A 13,586-nucleotide genomic window follows, 5' to 3' on the forward strand; every position below is an offset into this window, starting at 1 on the left:
CCCCTGATCACCCCTGATCACCCCTGATCACCCCTGATCACCCCTGATCACCCCTGATCACCCAAGTATCGGCCCATTCTGGGGCCCAGGGCCTCGTCCCGTTGTCGGGTGACCCGATAAAGGGACGGTTCGCGGGGGAACCGTTCTCACGGGCAGCGTCCCTTTATCGGGTGACCCGATAAAGGGTAGGTCGCCGGAGGCGGCCCGCCAGCGCCTGAGGCCGGGCCTCAGGGCTCGACGTGCTCGTCGAGGTCGGCGATGACCCGCTCGAGCAGCCCCGCGAGCTCGCCGCGCTCGGCTGCGGACAGCGCGCTGAGGATGTCGCTCTCGACGATGTCCGAGCCCTTGACGGACTCGGAGAAGAGGTCCCAGCCCGCGGTCGTGAGGCTCACCAGCACCCGGGTGCGGTTCGCCGGGTCGGTCGTGCGGGAGACGAGCCCGCGCTCGGTCATCCGGTCGAGACGGTGGGTCATCGACGAGGGGGCGATGTTGGCGGCCTCGGCGAGCTGGGACGGCGTCATCGACGTCCCCTCCTCGGCCCGGGCCAGCTGGGAGAGCACGGTCCACTCGCCCTGCGTCACCCCGAGATCGACGAGCTGCCTGTCGTACCAGTGGTTGAGCCGCCGCTGGAGGCCGTGGATCGCGGTGATGACGCGCTGGATGGTCTCCTCCCCGCCCGCCGCCACATAGGTCGCGACGTCGGCGCGGTACCGCTCCTGCGCGCTCTTGGCGAGGCGCCTCCTGGATGCCATGCCCAACCTTCTCATGCTAATATTTCGATCTCGAAGTCTTCGGGGAACAAGTATTGCAATGCGAATGTTCTGGGGGTTGTGATGAAGCGTCCGATGATGGTGGTCCTGGCCGGGGCCGTGAGCATGCTCGGGTGGGGAGCCGTGCTGCCCTACCAGTTCGCGTATGCCGCGAACACCCGCGGCTGGGGCACCCTGGCGGCCGCGGCCGCCTCCAGCCTCTTCTCCGTCGGCGCGCTCCTGGCCGCTCCCGTCGGCGGCCGCCTGGCCGACCGCGTGTCCCCTGTGCATGTCGCCGTCGTCGCCAAGCTCGTGGCCGCCGTCTCGAGCCTCGTCCTGCTTTGGGCCGGCACCCCGGCCGCGTTCCTCGCCGCCATGTTCGTCTTCGGCGTCGGCATCACGGCGGCCCAGCCCGCCCAGTCGGTCCTCGTGCTGCGCTGGTCCGGGTCCACCGACCGCCGCAAGATGTTCGCGTGGGCCTTCACCGGGTCATCCGTCGGGATGGCCATCGGCGCACTGCTCGCGGCCCAGGTCGTCGACCTCGGCCGGGTCGACGGCATGTCCGGCGCATTCCTCATGGCGACAGCGGGTTTCGTGATCTCGGCCGGGCTGCTCGCCCTGGCCGGTCGTGGTGACGTGGCGGGTCGTGGTGACGCCGCCACGTCCGACCAGGCTGACGCCGACGAGACCCACGAGGCCGCAGCCGGTGTGCTCTCGGGCCGTGCGGCCATCCGCACCCTCGCCCGGATCCCCGCGCTGCGGTGGGTCGGGGTCGTCACGGTCGCCATCGCGCTCGGCTTCTACGCCCAGTTCGAGTCGGGTCTCCCGGCCTTCGCGCTGACCTTCCTCCACGTGCCCGCGCGGACGATCGGCACCGCCGCCGCAGTCAACTGCCTCGTCATCGTGGCCTTGCAGATGGTCGTCGTGAAACTCACGGCACGCCGCAACCCTGCCTCGCTCCTGATCGCCGTCGGCGTCGTGTGGGTCCTCTCGTGGGGGATCCTCGCCGTCGCCATGCGGACGACACCCGTGCTCGCCGCCACGCTCTTCGTCACCACCTTCGGCGTCTTCGCGGTCGGTGAGACCCTCTTCGCCCCGATCCTCAACCCGCTGACCGCGAGCCTGGCCCCGGACGGCATGGTCGGGACGACGCTCGGCCTCCTGGCGGCCCTCCAGACCGGTGTCTCGGCGGTCGGCCCGCTGCTCGCCGGGCTCGCGCTGGGCGCCGGTCACGGCACGACCTTCGTCGTCGTGCACCTCGTCATCAGCGTGGCAGCCGTAGCGGCGGCCATGCGGCTGCGGACCGTCCTGCGCCGCGGTCCGGGCGCCGAACCGGCAGAGCCTCGACACGCGTCGGAGCAGGGCAGCCCCGCCCTCGTCTGACCGGCCCGTCCGGACGTCGTCGGCCGGGCACCATCGGCTGGGCACACCGGGTCTCGGCTTCCCCTCGAGCGGGTCAAGGGTTGGCCGCCAGGACCAGGGAACCTTCATGGTTCACCCAGCCAACTGTCAAGAGATGGCCAAGGGCATTGACCGGCTCGTCGTGGGGCGGCCAGTGTCCGGCGTGCGCCGTATCGCCATATGAGACGTCGCCGGCTCCCCCGAGAGAGGGGTCGGCGACGTCGGCGGATCCGCGGCACGTCCTATCTCGCCACCGCCCGGTGGCCCATCTCCAAGGAGAAGTCACGTGAGACACCTCTTCACGGGCATGACCCTCGTGACCCTCGTTGCGGCAGCAGCGAGCGTCCCGGTGGTCGCCGCACACGGCGCCACCGCGCCGTCGCAGGATCGCGCGACCCAGCTGCGCACCGCCCAGGCGGGAGCCGACCATACCGGTCGGGCCCTCGGCCTCGGGTCGGGCGAGAAGCTGGTCGTCAAGGACGTCATCACCGACGCGAACGGCGCGAAGCACGTGCGCTTCAACCGGACCTTCAACGGCCTGCGGGCCATCGGCGGGGACCTCGTCGCCCACGAGAGCGCGACCGGAACGATCTCGAGTGTCACCTGGAACGCCTCGGGCAAGGTCGCCGTCGCCTCGACGACGCCGAAGCTCGCGGCCGGCACCGCAGCCGCGAAGGGCGCGGTCCCGGGGTTGCGCGACGCCACGACGCCGAAGGGCGAGCTCGTCGTGTATGCCGGGGGCGCAGCACCCGTGCTCGCCTACGACGTCGTGAGCGAGGGCATCACCGCCGACCAGACCCCGACGAGGTACCACACCGTCGTCGACGCCTCCACGGGCGCGAAGCTCACCGGCTGGGACGAGGTCCAGGAGGGCACGGGCAAGGGCATCTTCGTCGGCACGGTGGCGATCGGCACGACGGGCTCGGCCGGGGCCTACCAGATGAAGGACACCACCGGGAACTTCGCGACCGACCTGAGGAACTCGACGTCGGGCAACGGCACGACCTTCACCGACGCCGACGACGTGTGGGGCACCGGGAGCAACAGCGACCGCGCCTCGGCCGGGGTCGACGCGCACTACGGCGCCGAGAAGACCTACGACTTCTACAACACCGTCCTCGGCCGCGCCGGGATCTACAACAACGGCACCGGGGTCCGGTCGCGGGTCCACTACGGCAGCAACTACGTCAACGCGTTCTGGGACGGCACGCAGATGACCTACGGCGACGGCGCGGGCAACAACGCCCCCCTCGTCGAGCTCGACGTCGCCGGCCACGAGATGTCGCACGGCGTCACCGAGAACACCGCCGGGCTCGCCTACACCGGAGACGCGGGCGGCCTCAACGAGTCGACCTCCGACATCTTCGGCACCTCGGTCGAGTGGTTCGCCAACAACCCCATCGACGTCCCCGACTACCTCATCGGCGAGCTGATCAACCTCAACGGCAACGGCACGCCGCTGCGCTACATGGACAAGCCGTCCCGCGACGGCAGCTCGAAGGACTGCTGGAGCAGCTCGCTCGGTGGCCTCGACCCGCACTACTCCTCGGGCCCGCTCAACCACTGGTTCTACCTCGCCTCCGAGGGCTCCGGCGCCAAGACGATCAACGGCGTCGCCTACAACAGCCCCACCTGCGTCGCCGGGGCGGTCACCCCCGTCGGTCGCGACAAGGCCGAGAAGATCTGGTACCGCACGCTGTCCACCTACCTCACCTCCAGCAGCAACTACGCCGCCGCCCGCAACGGCGCGATCAAGTCGGCCAAGGACCTCTACCCCACCGACGCCACGGTCTGCACCAACATCGCGGCGTCCTTCTCGGCCATCGCCGTCCCCGCGGGCACGGAGACCTGCGCCGGCAGCACCCCGCCGCCCACCGGGACCAACCTCCTCGCCAACCCGGGCTTCGAGTCGGGCGCAGTGAGCTGGACCGGCACCGCCGGCCCGATCACCAGCGACACCGGACGCCCGGCGCATACCGGCTCCTGGAAGCTGTGGCTCGGTGGCAACGGCTCCGCCGGCACCGAGACCGAGGCCCAGACGGTCGCGGTCCCGGCGACCGGCACGCCCAAGCTGTCCTTCTGGATCCGCACGGACACCGCGGAGACCGGCAGCACGGCATACGACACGATGAAGGTCCAGGTCGTCAACGGCAGCGCGACGACGACGCTGGCCACCTTCAGCAACGTCGGCACGAGCACGACCTACGCGCAGAAGGTCTATGACCTCTCCGCCTTCATGGGCAAGTCGGTCTCGGTGAAGTTCACCGCGACCGAGGACTCGTCGCTCCAGACGAGCTTCGTCGTCGACGACACCTCGGTGGCGACCGGCTGACGGTCACCGCACGCTGAACGACAGGGTCGGTCGTCACCGCATCACCGGTGGCGGCCGACCCCCTTGCGTGACCACCATGTCGACGCGCTCGCGCCCAGGTTTCCCGGGTGGTGTCCCGGATCTGCCACCAGTCCGTACCGGTGATGGTCAGGCTTTCGTCAAGGCCATTGACCGCGCTGTCGAGTCCTCGGCAGGGTGACGGACGTGCCCCTCGGGCTCGTTGGGGTCGTAGGGTGCGTCGCGCTTCTGACCTGGCCCCGCTGCCGCGACCCGAGGGGCGCACCACGTCCGAGCAGGACGGCTCAGGCCTTCGTGCAGAGCCGGTATGCCGGGCTGGCGCCGGTCACGTCGGCGATGATCTCGCCGACCACGGCCAGGTCGGCGCCGGGGGCGTCGCCGATCCGCAGCGCCCCCCGGGTCGGGGCCTCCAGGGTCGTGAACATCTCGTCGGAGATGCGCGGACCGGTCGTCGAGGTGGTCGGGACCTGGGGCATCGCCGCCACCGCGGCGAGGAGCCGGGTGACCGTCTCCGAGGTGAGGGTGCAGCTGCCCGCGGCGCCGCGCTTGCTCGTCACCGTCGTCGCGCCGCCCGTCTCGACGACGATCCGGTCGTTGAAGCCGGCGATGCCGCCCGTCCGGCTGATGGTCACGGGGAACGGCGCGTCCCCGACGCCGGCGGCGTCTGACGTCGACGCCGGGTCGCCCCCGCCGCACGCGGTGACGAGCGCGAGGGAGGTGAGGACGACGGCGAGTCGGAGGCTCATCGCGCCAGTCTCCCGTTGTCGGGGCGACGGCGCGCGGGGGACAGCAAGCCCTGTGGCGGAGGATAGGGGATTTGAACCCCTGAGAGCTTTCACTCAACACGCTTTCCAAGCGTGCGCACTAGGCCACTATGCGAATCCTCCGTGGGGGAATCTACCCGAGCCGGGCGGTCCGGCTGAAATCGTGGCCGTCGGACCCGGTTGCCGATCCGGCGGCGCACCCCCGCCCCAGCAAACCGGTTGGGTCCTGTCGGAGGCCCGCGACAGACTGCCGGGGTGAGCACTACACCCGTCCGGCCGCCGCTGTCGTCGTTCTGGACCGACCTCCCGCGGGCCGGCAAGTGGTTCCTCTCGACGATCATCGCCGACTTCATCGGCAACGGTCTGGTCCTGCCGTTCAGCGTCGTCTACCTCCACGAGGTCCGGGGCTTCGACCTCGCGCAGGTCGGGCTCCTGCTCGCCATCCCAGCCGTCGTCGGCATGGTGGTCGTCGGGCCGGCCGGCATCCTCATCGACCGGATCGGTGCCCGCATCGTCCTGCTCACGGCGCTCGTCGTGCAGATGGCGGCCTACGTCGTCCTGTCGTCCACCACCACGCCGGCGCGGGCGGTGGTCGCGATGCTCATGCTCGGCGTCTCGACCGGGGTGAGCTGGCCTGCGGTCAACTCCCTCATCGCCACGATCATCCCGAGCGTGATCCGGCAGCGCTACTTCGGGCTCAGCTTCACCCTGCTCAACCTCGGGATCGGCATCGGCGGCATCGTCGGCGGGCTCGTCGTCGACGTCGCCCGCCCGGGGACCTTCGTGGCGATCTACCTCATCGACGCGGCGACCTTCCCCGCGCCGCTCACGATCCTCCTCGGACCGCTGCGCCACCACTCGGGGCGGGCCCCTCGACCCGAACCGGTCGCGGACGAGCTCGCGACCGGCACGACCTACCTGACGCTGCTGCGCGATCCGGCGCTTCGTCCGGTCCTCATCCTCACCTTCTTCGCCTCGTTCGTCGGCTACAGCCAGCTCAACACCGGGCTCCCGGCGTTCGGCCGGGCCGAGGCGCAGATCTCGACCCAGGCGCTGGGCTGGGCGTTCGCGGCCAACACGGTCGTCATCGTGGTCCTGCAGCTCGTCGTGCTGCAGCGCATCGAGGGTCGTCGGCGCACCCGGATGCTCGTCGTCATGAGTGGCGTCTGGGCCCTCGCCTTCCTCGCCCTCGGCGCGGCCGGGCTGGTGCCCGGCTCGGTGGCCGGCTCGCTGCTCTTCATGGCCTGCCTCGGCATCTTCGGTCTGGGCGAGACCTTCTACCAGCCCACCGCGCCGGCGATGATCAACGACCTCGCGCCCGACCACCTGCGCGGCCGCTACAACGCGCTCATGAGCATCTCCTGGCAGAGCGCCTCCGTCGTGGGCCCGCCGGTCGCCGGTTTCCTCATCGGCCGCGGCTGGGGCGGCGCCTACATCGGCGTGCTCGTGGCCGGCTGCGGGCTCGTCGCCCTGCTGTCGCTCTTCACCGAGCGGCGAATTCCGTCTCGGGTCAACGGTGTTCGGGCGTCTGGGCTTCCTCAGGTCGCTGCGCCTCCGGCCGACGACGATGCCAGGAGCCGATGATGTGGTCGCGCATCGCGGCCTCGGCCGCGGCGGCGTCCCGGGCGAGGACCGCGTCGTGCACCGCCCGGTGGGCGACGTTGGACAGGCGCATCTCTTCGGTGGTGGGGTCGCCGACGTAGCGCATCGAGCGGTAGGCCTCGACCTGCAGCGTGTGGATCATCGCGCGGCCGAGCCGGTTGCCGGACGCGGCCATGATCGCGTCGTGGAACTCCACGTCGGCCTGCAGATAGGTCGTCGCGTCACCGACCTCCGCATCGAGGGTGGTCATCCGCACGCTGATCAGCGCGCGTTGGTCCGCATCGGCCCGGGCGGCGGCCTGGCCGGCCATCTGCGCCTCGAGCGCGATGCGCACGTCGACGAGGTCCTCGAGGATGGCCAGCTGCGCGTCGTGGCGGATGACCGCGGCGAGGACGAGCGGGTTGAGCAGGTCCCAGTCCGCGAGCGGCCGCACGCGGGTGCCCTGCCCCTGCTGGACCGTCACCAGCCGCATCGCCTCGAGCGACTTCACCGCCTCACGCACGACCGTGCGGCTCACCCCGAAGGTCGCGCAGAGGACCGGCTCCGTGGGGAGCGACGACCCGGCCGGGATCTCGGCACTCACGAGCCGGTCAACGAGCTCGTCGACGACGGCGGTGGCCAGCCGCCGGGGACGTCGCGGCCAGGGCTCGGCGATGCTCATCTCGCTCATTTCGGAAGCATAGGGAGTCGCGGGACAGAGATCGTCGCAGCACGGGGAAGCCGTCCCGCGAGTGCTGTTGACAGCATACGTATGACGACCTATGTTTTGGCGTGCACCGCCGTTGTTGCCACCCCGACGAAGGAGTCCTCCTGATGGTCGTTGCTCGAATCAGTCCCCACCGGCGCACCCGGGGCGTGGTCGCCGTCGTCGGCCTGACCTGCCTCGCACTCACCGCTGCCGGGTGCTCGAAGCGGGCCACGCCGGCCGCCGGCGGGAGTGCCACCGGCAAGACCGCCGCGCAGGTCAAGGTCGCGCTCGTCCCCGGTGGGCCGCACCCCTACTTCCAGCCCTGGAAGGGCGCCGGCGTCCAGGCGAAGACGGACTTCGGCCTCGGCGAGACGACCTTCAACGAGACGTCGGGCTGGGACCAGACCAAGCAGAACGACGTCATCAAGTCGCTCGCCGCCCAGGGCTACAACGCGTTCGGCATCTTCGGGGTCTCCCCCGACAACATCAACTCGACCTTCACCGACCTCGAGAAGCAGGGCTTCCAGGTCGCCTCCCTCGCCTCGTGCCCGGCGGGCAACAAGAACGCTGCGGCCTTCTGCCTCTCCACCGACGTCGAGAGCGCGGCATACAAGGCGGCGAAGGCGGCCATCGAGGCGATGGGCGGCAAGGGCAACCTTGTCCACCTCACCGGCAACAAGGTCGACTCCAACACCCAGCGCCGGATCGTCGGCGTCCAGAAGGCCGTCGACGAGGCCGGCGGCAAGGTCGTCCTCGTCCAGACGATCACCGACATCGACGTCGACCTGCAGTCGGCGCAGAAGGCGGTCGCCGACCTGCTCGCCGCTCGCGGCAAGGACGTCCAGGGCATCGTCACCACGGCCTACAACCCGGCGGTCGCCGCGGCGGCCGGGGTCAAGCAGGCCGGCCTGTCGACCAAGGTCGTCGCCATCGACGACGACAAGACGATCCTCGCCGGCATCTCCGACGGGTCGGTCTCCGCGACGGTCACCCAGAACCCCGTCGGCCAGGGCTACGTCGGCTCCTACGTGCTGATGAAGCTCTCGACCGGCTGCACGATGAAGCAGCCCGGCCTCGTCGTGGACTCCGGCTCCTTCGTCGTGACCAAGGCCAACGTCGCGACCTACGACACCCAGCGGCAGGCCAGGACGACGGAGCTGAAGAAGGCCTTCGACACCGACTACCTCTCCTGCGGCTGAGCGCCCGTATGCCGGTCACCATCACCGCTGCTCGGTCGTTCCTCGTCGACATCCCCGTCGAGATGCCGCGCACCGACGCCCGTCAGGCGTTCCTCAAGCAGGAGACGATCTTCGTCGAGGTCACCACCAGCGACGGGGAGAGCGGGCTCGGCTACAGCTACACGATCGGGACGGGCGGCACCGCGGTCCGGGCGCTGCTCGACGACTACCTCCTCCCGCATCTGGTGGGCAGGGACGCCGACGCCGTCGAGTCCTGCTGGCAGCTCCTCCAGGGCGCGACCCTGGCCACCGCGGGGGGCGCCATCACCTCGTTGGCGCTCGCTGCAGTGGACACCGCACTGTGGGACCGGCGCTGCCGGGTCGCCGGTCTTCCGCTCGCCATCATGGCGGGTGGGGCCAAGGAGCGGATCCCGTTGTACAACACGGAGATCGGCTGGCTCCACTACACGGTCGAGGACCTGGTCGCGGGCGCGGAGAAGGCGGTGGCCGGGGGAGACCGTGGCGTGAAGATCAAGATCGGCAAGCCGTCCGCGGCGGAGGACGCGGAGCGGCTGCAGGCGGTGCGCGAGGCGATCGGTCCGCACCGCGACCTCATGGTCGACGCCAACCAGTCGTTCACCCTCGCCGAGGCGGTGCGCCGTGCGCCGGACCTCGAGGCGGCCGGCGTGCTGTGGTTCGAGGAGCCGTTGCCGGCGCAGGACGTCCTCGGCCACGAACGGCTGGCACGGTCGACGACGGTCCCGGTCGCCGTGGGGGAGTCGATCTACTCCATCGGCCACTTCGCCCAGTACCTCGCCCGTGGCGCCGCCGGACTCGTCCAGCCCGACGTGGCCAGGATCGGCGGGATCACCCCGTGGCTCAAGGTCGCCCACCTCGCCGAGGCCCACGGCGTCGAGGTAGCCCCGCACTTCCTGATGGAGCTGCACGTCGGCCTCTGCGGCGCGATCAGCAACAGCCGCTACCTCGAGTACCTCCCGCAGCTGCGCGCGGTGACGACCAACGAGCTCGTCGTCGTGGACGGCGAGGGCATCGTCCCGACCACGCCCGGTCTCGGGATCGACTGGGACCACGAGGCGCTCGACCGGCTGCGGGTGCGGTGAGAATGCCCGACACGACGACGTCCACCGCCTCCCAGGCCGAGCCCGAGGCGCCGGCCCCCGCGCCCGTCGACCAGCGCCGTCGCGGGCTGCCCTGGTGGGCCAACCCGCGCGTCGGCCTCGTCGCCGTCGTCGTCGCGCTCGTCGCCATCTTCTCCGGGCTGCGACCCTCCTTCCTCGACGTCGACCTCACCCTCGTGCCGATGCAGGCCGACATCACGGTCTTCGTCGTCGTCGGCCTCGCGCAGCTCGCGGTCCTGTCCCTGGGGCACATGAACCTCGCGGTGCCCCGGATGGCAGCCCTCTCCGCCTTCGCCGCCGGGTTCACCTACGACAAGCTCCACGCGCCCCTCGTCGTGGGGCTCCTCGCCGCCCTCCTCGTGGGCACCCTCGTCGGGGCCCTGGCGGGCGGCATCATCACGTGGACGGGAGTCAACTCCTTCGTCGTGACCCTCGCGCTCGACTTCGGCCTGCTCGGGCTCGTCGCGCTCCTCTACAGCTGGTTCACGAGCGGGGTGGCGTTCAGCCTCCACCCCGACGGGATGGACGCCCTGCGGTCCGACACCTTCAACGACTACTGCGCCGGGCCGATCTGCGGCCCCCCGGTGCCTCTCGTCGTGCCGATCGCCGTCGTGGCGCTCGTCGTCGTCGGTGTGCTCTTCCGCTTCAGCCGGCTCGGCCGCGAGATCCTGATGTGCGGATCCAACGCCAGAGCGGCTCTCCTGTCAGGCATCCCGGTGTCGCGGCGGGTCATCCAGGCCCACGCGCTGTCCGGTCTGCTGTGCGGGCTCGCCGGCTGGCTGCTCGCGATCAACAACGGCGCGTTCTCGGCCAGCGTCGGCGAGAACTTCCTGCTCCCGTCCTTCCTCGCACCGGTGCTCGGCGGGACCCTCCTCGCCGGCGGCGCCGTCAGCGTCGTCGGCACGCTGCTCGGCGCGATCCTCAACTCCGTCATCCAGAAGGGCCTCAACCTGCTGCAGTTCGAGGTCGACCAGCTCCAGATCTACATCGGCGTCGTGCTCCTCGTCGCCCTGTCGCTCGACCGGGTCCGTCACGTCCTCGCCGACCGGCGCGGGGTGCGGCCATGACGCTGCCGTCGCTCGTGGAGACCGCGGCGGGACCGAGCGGTCCTCGTGTCCGCGCCTCGTTGCGCGGCACCGAGGTCGTCCTCGCGGGGCTGGCGCTCGCGGCCTTCGTCGTCCTCGCCGTCACCACCGGCGGCAACCTCGTCGAGCCCGCCACCCTGCGCGCGGTGTTCCAGTTCCTCGCCGTCCCGATGGTCATCGGCCTGTCCCAGATGGTGGTCCTCGCCGTCGGCCAGATGAACCTCTCGGTCGGGGTCCTCACCGGACTCACCGCCGTCGCCGCGGCCGCGCTGATGGCCGACCGGGGTTGGCCGGCGTGGCTGGCGGTCCTGGCCGCCCTGGTCCTCGGGCTCGTCGTGGGGCTCGCCAACGGTCTGCTCGTCGTCCTCACCCGCATCAACGGGTTCATCATCACGCTCGCGACGATGACGATCATCTCGGGAGTCCGCTACGGCATCAACGGAACCGGCACCTACCAGGGCTACTCCGACGGCCTCGTCTCCCTCGGGCGAGCCTCCGTGCTCGGCATACCGACCGTCTTCCTCGCCGCGGTGGTCGTCGCCGTCCTCGTCTGGCTCTTCTTCGCGCGCGCCGTCCGCGGCCGTCAGCTGCTCGCCAGTGGGGGCAACCCGCTCGCGGCGCGGCTGTCCGGCATCTCCAACGACACCTCACTCGTCATCGCCCACGCCCTGTCGGGGCTGCTCGCCGGGGTCGCCGGCGTGCTCGTCCTCGCGCTCTCCGGCTCGGTCAACGCGAGCATCGGCGACGACCTGCTGCTGCCGAGCTTCGCGGCCCCGATCATCGGGGGCGTCGCCCTCGCCGGCGGTGTCGTCAGTGTCCTCGGCACCTGCCTCGCCGCGTTCATCGTCCGGCTCGTCGACGTCGCCCAGGCGCAGTACAACATCAACCCGCGCTGGGTCGACCTCGTCGTCGGCGCCGTCGTCCTCGGCGCGGTCCTGCTCAGCCAGAAGCGGATCGGCAGAGGCGGGACATGAGGCTCATCGCCACCGATCTCGTCAAGGTCTTCCCCGGCGTCCGCGCGCTCGACGGGGTGACCATCGACCTGCGGCCGGGCACCGTCCACGCGTTGCTCGGTGAGAACGGCGCGGGCAAGAGCACCCTGATCAAGATCCTCACCGGGGTGCACAAGCCCGACGGCGGGACGCTGCGGCTCGTCCCCGACGGGTGGCAGGCCCCGGGCGACGCAGCCGGGGGCGCCGGTGGGCGGGAGCTGCACTTCGGTGGCCCGGCGGACGCCCAGCTCGCCGGCATCGGGGTCGTCCACCAGGAGCGCAACCTCGTGCCGGCCTTCTCGGTCGCGGAGAACATCGCCCTGCAGCGGATGCCGCGCTCCCGCGGCCTGGTCGACCGGGCGGCCGTGCGCCGGCTGGCGCAGGGGTGTCTCGCCGAGCTCGAGGTGGAGCTCGACCTCGACCGCCCGGTCGCCGAGCTGTCCGTCGCGCAGATGCAGCTCGTCGAGGTCGCCAAGGCGCTCGCCACCGACTCCCGCCTCCTGCTGCTCGACGAACCGACGTCGGCGCTCACCAGCGAGGAGTCCGACCACCTGTATGCCGTGGTGCGCCGGCTGCGCGACCAGGGCCGCATCGTCGTCCTGGTCAGCCACAAGCTCGAGGAGGTCTTCGCTGTCGCTGACACCGTGACCGTGCTGCGTGACGGGCGCAGCGTCGCCAGGGGACTGGCTCTGGGTAACCTCACCCGGAGCCAGGTCGTCGACCTCATGGTCGGTCGCGCCCACGCGGACATCGAGCTGGGCGCCCGGAGCGTCGACCCACGGGCGACACCGGCGCTCGAGCTCGAAGCCGTGTCGACGGCGGGGGGTCACCGGGACGTCTCGCTGGTGGTGCGGCCCGGCGAGATCCTCGGCCTCTACGGGCTCGTCGGAGCCGGGCGCAGCGAGCTGGCGCGCGCGGTGCTCGGGCTCGACACCATCACGTCGGGCCGGTTGCTGGTCGGTGGCCGGCCGGTGACGATCGGCTCGGTGGGGCAGGCGCTGCGGGAGCACCGGATCGGCTACGTCACGGAGAACCGAAAGGAGGAGGGGATCTTCCTCGAGCAGACCGTGAGTCGCAACGTCACCGTGACGGTGTGGGACAGGCTCGCCCGGTGGGGAGTCGTCCGTGACCGCAGCGAGGACACGGTCCTCGCCCGCTACGTCGACCGGCTCGGGATCCGGCTGTCCGGGCCCCGCCAGCTGGCCGGTCAGCTCTCCGGCGGCAACCAGCAGAAGCTGTCGCTCGCCAAGTGGCTGGCCGCCGACTGCGCCGTCCTGATCATCGACGAACCGACGGTCGGCATCGACGTGCGCACCAAGGCGGCGTTCCACGAGCTCATCGCCGAGCTCGCCGAGGGCGGCCTGGCGATCCTGCTCATCAGCTCCGACCTCCCGGAAGTGGTGACGCTCGCCGACCGCATCGCCGTGATGCGGGACCACCAGCTGGTCGGCGAGGTGGACAACGACCATCACTACACGACGATGAGCGGACGGGTCATCCGGCTCGTGCACGGCGAGTCGCAGGAGTCCGGCGCAGCAGAGGCCGGAGCGTCGGAGACCGGGGCGCCGGAGACCGGAACGCTGGAGACCGGAGCGCCGCGGCCGGGAGTGCCCGCCGCCTGAGGTGGGTACCCGGCAT

At 70.9% G+C, this 13,586-nt stretch carries 11 protein-coding genes and 1 tRNA gene; 8 read left to right on the top strand and 4 right to left on the bottom strand.

Annotated elements, in window-relative coordinates; genetic code table 11:
- Positions 1 to 227: 227 nt before the first annotated feature.
- Positions 228 to 752: a MarR family transcriptional regulator gene (locus Q0R63_RS18725; RefSeq protein WP_295700739.1), complete on the bottom strand. Its 525-nt coding sequence runs from the start codon at positions 750 to 752 to the stop codon at positions 228 to 230.
- 93 nt (positions 753 to 845) lie between these two features.
- Between Q0R63_RS18725 and Q0R63_RS18730 the strand changes: the two genes are divergently transcribed.
- The gene (locus Q0R63_RS18730) at positions 846 to 2,132 is read left to right on the top strand and encodes an MFS transporter (RefSeq protein ID WP_295700742.1); all 1,287 of its coding nucleotides are present in this window, start codon (positions 846 to 848) and stop codon (positions 2,130 to 2,132) included.
- Positions 2,133 to 2,436: 304 nt separating this feature from the next.
- Positions 2,437 to 4,482, top strand: coding sequence for a M4 family metallopeptidase (locus Q0R63_RS18735; RefSeq protein WP_295700745.1), 2,046 nt, complete (start codon positions 2,437 to 2,439; stop codon positions 4,480 to 4,482).
- 302 nt (positions 4,483 to 4,784) lie between these two features.
- Here the strand turns inward: Q0R63_RS18735 and Q0R63_RS18740 are convergent, their stop codons facing one another.
- The gene (locus Q0R63_RS18740) at positions 4,785 to 5,246 is read right to left on the bottom strand and encodes a hypothetical protein (protein ID WP_295700747.1); all 462 of its coding nucleotides are present in this window, start codon (positions 5,244 to 5,246) and stop codon (positions 4,785 to 4,787) included.
- 53 nt (positions 5,247 to 5,299) lie between these two features.
- Positions 5,300 to 5,387: transfer RNA gene (locus Q0R63_RS18745), tRNA-Ser, on the bottom strand.
- A gap of 132 nt (positions 5,388 to 5,519) precedes the next feature.
- Between Q0R63_RS18745 and Q0R63_RS18750 the strand changes: the two genes are divergently transcribed.
- Positions 5,520 to 6,848: an MFS transporter gene (locus Q0R63_RS18750; RefSeq protein ID WP_295700750.1), complete on the top strand. Its 1,329-nt coding sequence runs from the start codon at positions 5,520 to 5,522 to the stop codon at positions 6,846 to 6,848.
- Here Q0R63_RS18750 and Q0R63_RS18755 read toward each other — a convergent pair.
- Positions 6,775 to 7,536 carry an FCD domain-containing protein gene (locus Q0R63_RS18755; RefSeq protein ID WP_295700753.1) on the bottom strand — a complete coding sequence of 254 codons (762 nt, stop codon included), beginning with the start codon at positions 7,534 to 7,536 and terminating at the stop codon, positions 6,775 to 6,777. The genes Q0R63_RS18750 and Q0R63_RS18755 overlap by 74 nt on opposite strands.
- A gap of 143 nt (positions 7,537 to 7,679) precedes the next feature.
- On the opposite strand from Q0R63_RS18755, the gene Q0R63_RS18760 reads away from it, so the two are divergent.
- From Q0R63_RS18760 to Q0R63_RS18780, 5 genes are read left to right on the top strand one after another with little or no spacing between them, the layout of a single operon-like run.
- Entirely contained in the window at positions 7,680 to 8,753 is a 1,074-nt protein-coding gene (locus Q0R63_RS18760) for a substrate-binding domain-containing protein (RefSeq protein ID WP_295700755.1), read from the top strand.
- An 8-nt stretch (positions 8,754 to 8,761) separates the two neighbouring features.
- Entirely contained in the window at positions 8,762 to 9,853 is a 1,092-nt protein-coding gene (locus tag Q0R63_RS18765) for a mandelate racemase/muconate lactonizing enzyme family protein (protein ID WP_295700758.1), read from the top strand.
- Positions 9,854 to 9,855: 2 nt separating this feature from the next.
- Positions 9,856 to 10,938 carry an ABC transporter permease gene (locus tag Q0R63_RS18770; protein ID WP_295700760.1) on the top strand — a complete coding sequence of 361 codons (1,083 nt, stop codon included), beginning with the start codon at positions 9,856 to 9,858 and terminating at the stop codon, positions 10,936 to 10,938.
- Positions 10,935 to 11,930, top strand: coding sequence for an ABC transporter permease (locus Q0R63_RS18775; protein ID WP_295700764.1), 996 nt, complete (start codon positions 10,935 to 10,937; stop codon positions 11,928 to 11,930). The genes Q0R63_RS18770 and Q0R63_RS18775 overlap by 4 nt, the downstream gene beginning before the upstream one ends.
- The gene (locus tag Q0R63_RS18780; protein ID WP_295700767.1) at positions 11,927 to 13,570 is read left to right on the top strand and encodes a sugar ABC transporter ATP-binding protein; all 1,644 of its coding nucleotides are present in this window, start codon (positions 11,927 to 11,929) and stop codon (positions 13,568 to 13,570) included. Before Q0R63_RS18775 ends, Q0R63_RS18780 begins: the two co-directional genes overlap by 4 nt.
- Positions 13,571 to 13,586 lie beyond the last annotated feature (16 nt).

The organism is Lapillicoccus sp., assembly GCF_025353065.1.
Taxonomy (GTDB): Bacteria; Actinomycetota; Actinomycetes; order Actinomycetales; family Dermatophilaceae; genus Lapillicoccus.

Coding starts and splice junctions, on each gene's coding strand:
- Q0R63_RS18725 (WP_295700739.1), bottom strand. CDS start 752: ATGGCATCCAGGAGGCGCCTCGCCAAGAGCGCGCAGGAGCGGTACCGC.
- Q0R63_RS18730 (WP_295700742.1), top strand. CDS start 846: ATGATGGTGGTCCTGGCCGGGGCCGTGAGCATGCTCGGGTGGGGAGCC.
- Q0R63_RS18740 (WP_295700747.1), bottom strand. CDS start 5,246: ATGAGCCTCCGACTCGCCGTCGTCCTCACCTCCCTCGCGCTCGTCACC.
- Q0R63_RS18755 (WP_295700753.1), bottom strand. CDS start 7,536: ATGAGCGAGATGAGCATCGCCGAGCCCTGGCCGCGACGTCCCCGGCGG.
- Q0R63_RS18760 (WP_295700755.1), top strand. CDS start 7,680: ATGGTCGTTGCTCGAATCAGTCCCCACCGGCGCACCCGGGGCGTGGTC.
- Q0R63_RS18765 (WP_295700758.1), top strand. CDS start 8,762: ATGCCGGTCACCATCACCGCTGCTCGGTCGTTCCTCGTCGACATCCCC.
- Q0R63_RS18770 (WP_295700760.1), top strand. CDS start 9,856: ATGCCCGACACGACGACGTCCACCGCCTCCCAGGCCGAGCCCGAGGCG.
- Q0R63_RS18775 (WP_295700764.1), top strand. CDS start 10,935: ATGACGCTGCCGTCGCTCGTGGAGACCGCGGCGGGACCGAGCGGTCCT.
- Q0R63_RS18780 (WP_295700767.1), top strand. CDS start 11,927: ATGAGGCTCATCGCCACCGATCTCGTCAAGGTCTTCCCCGGCGTCCGC.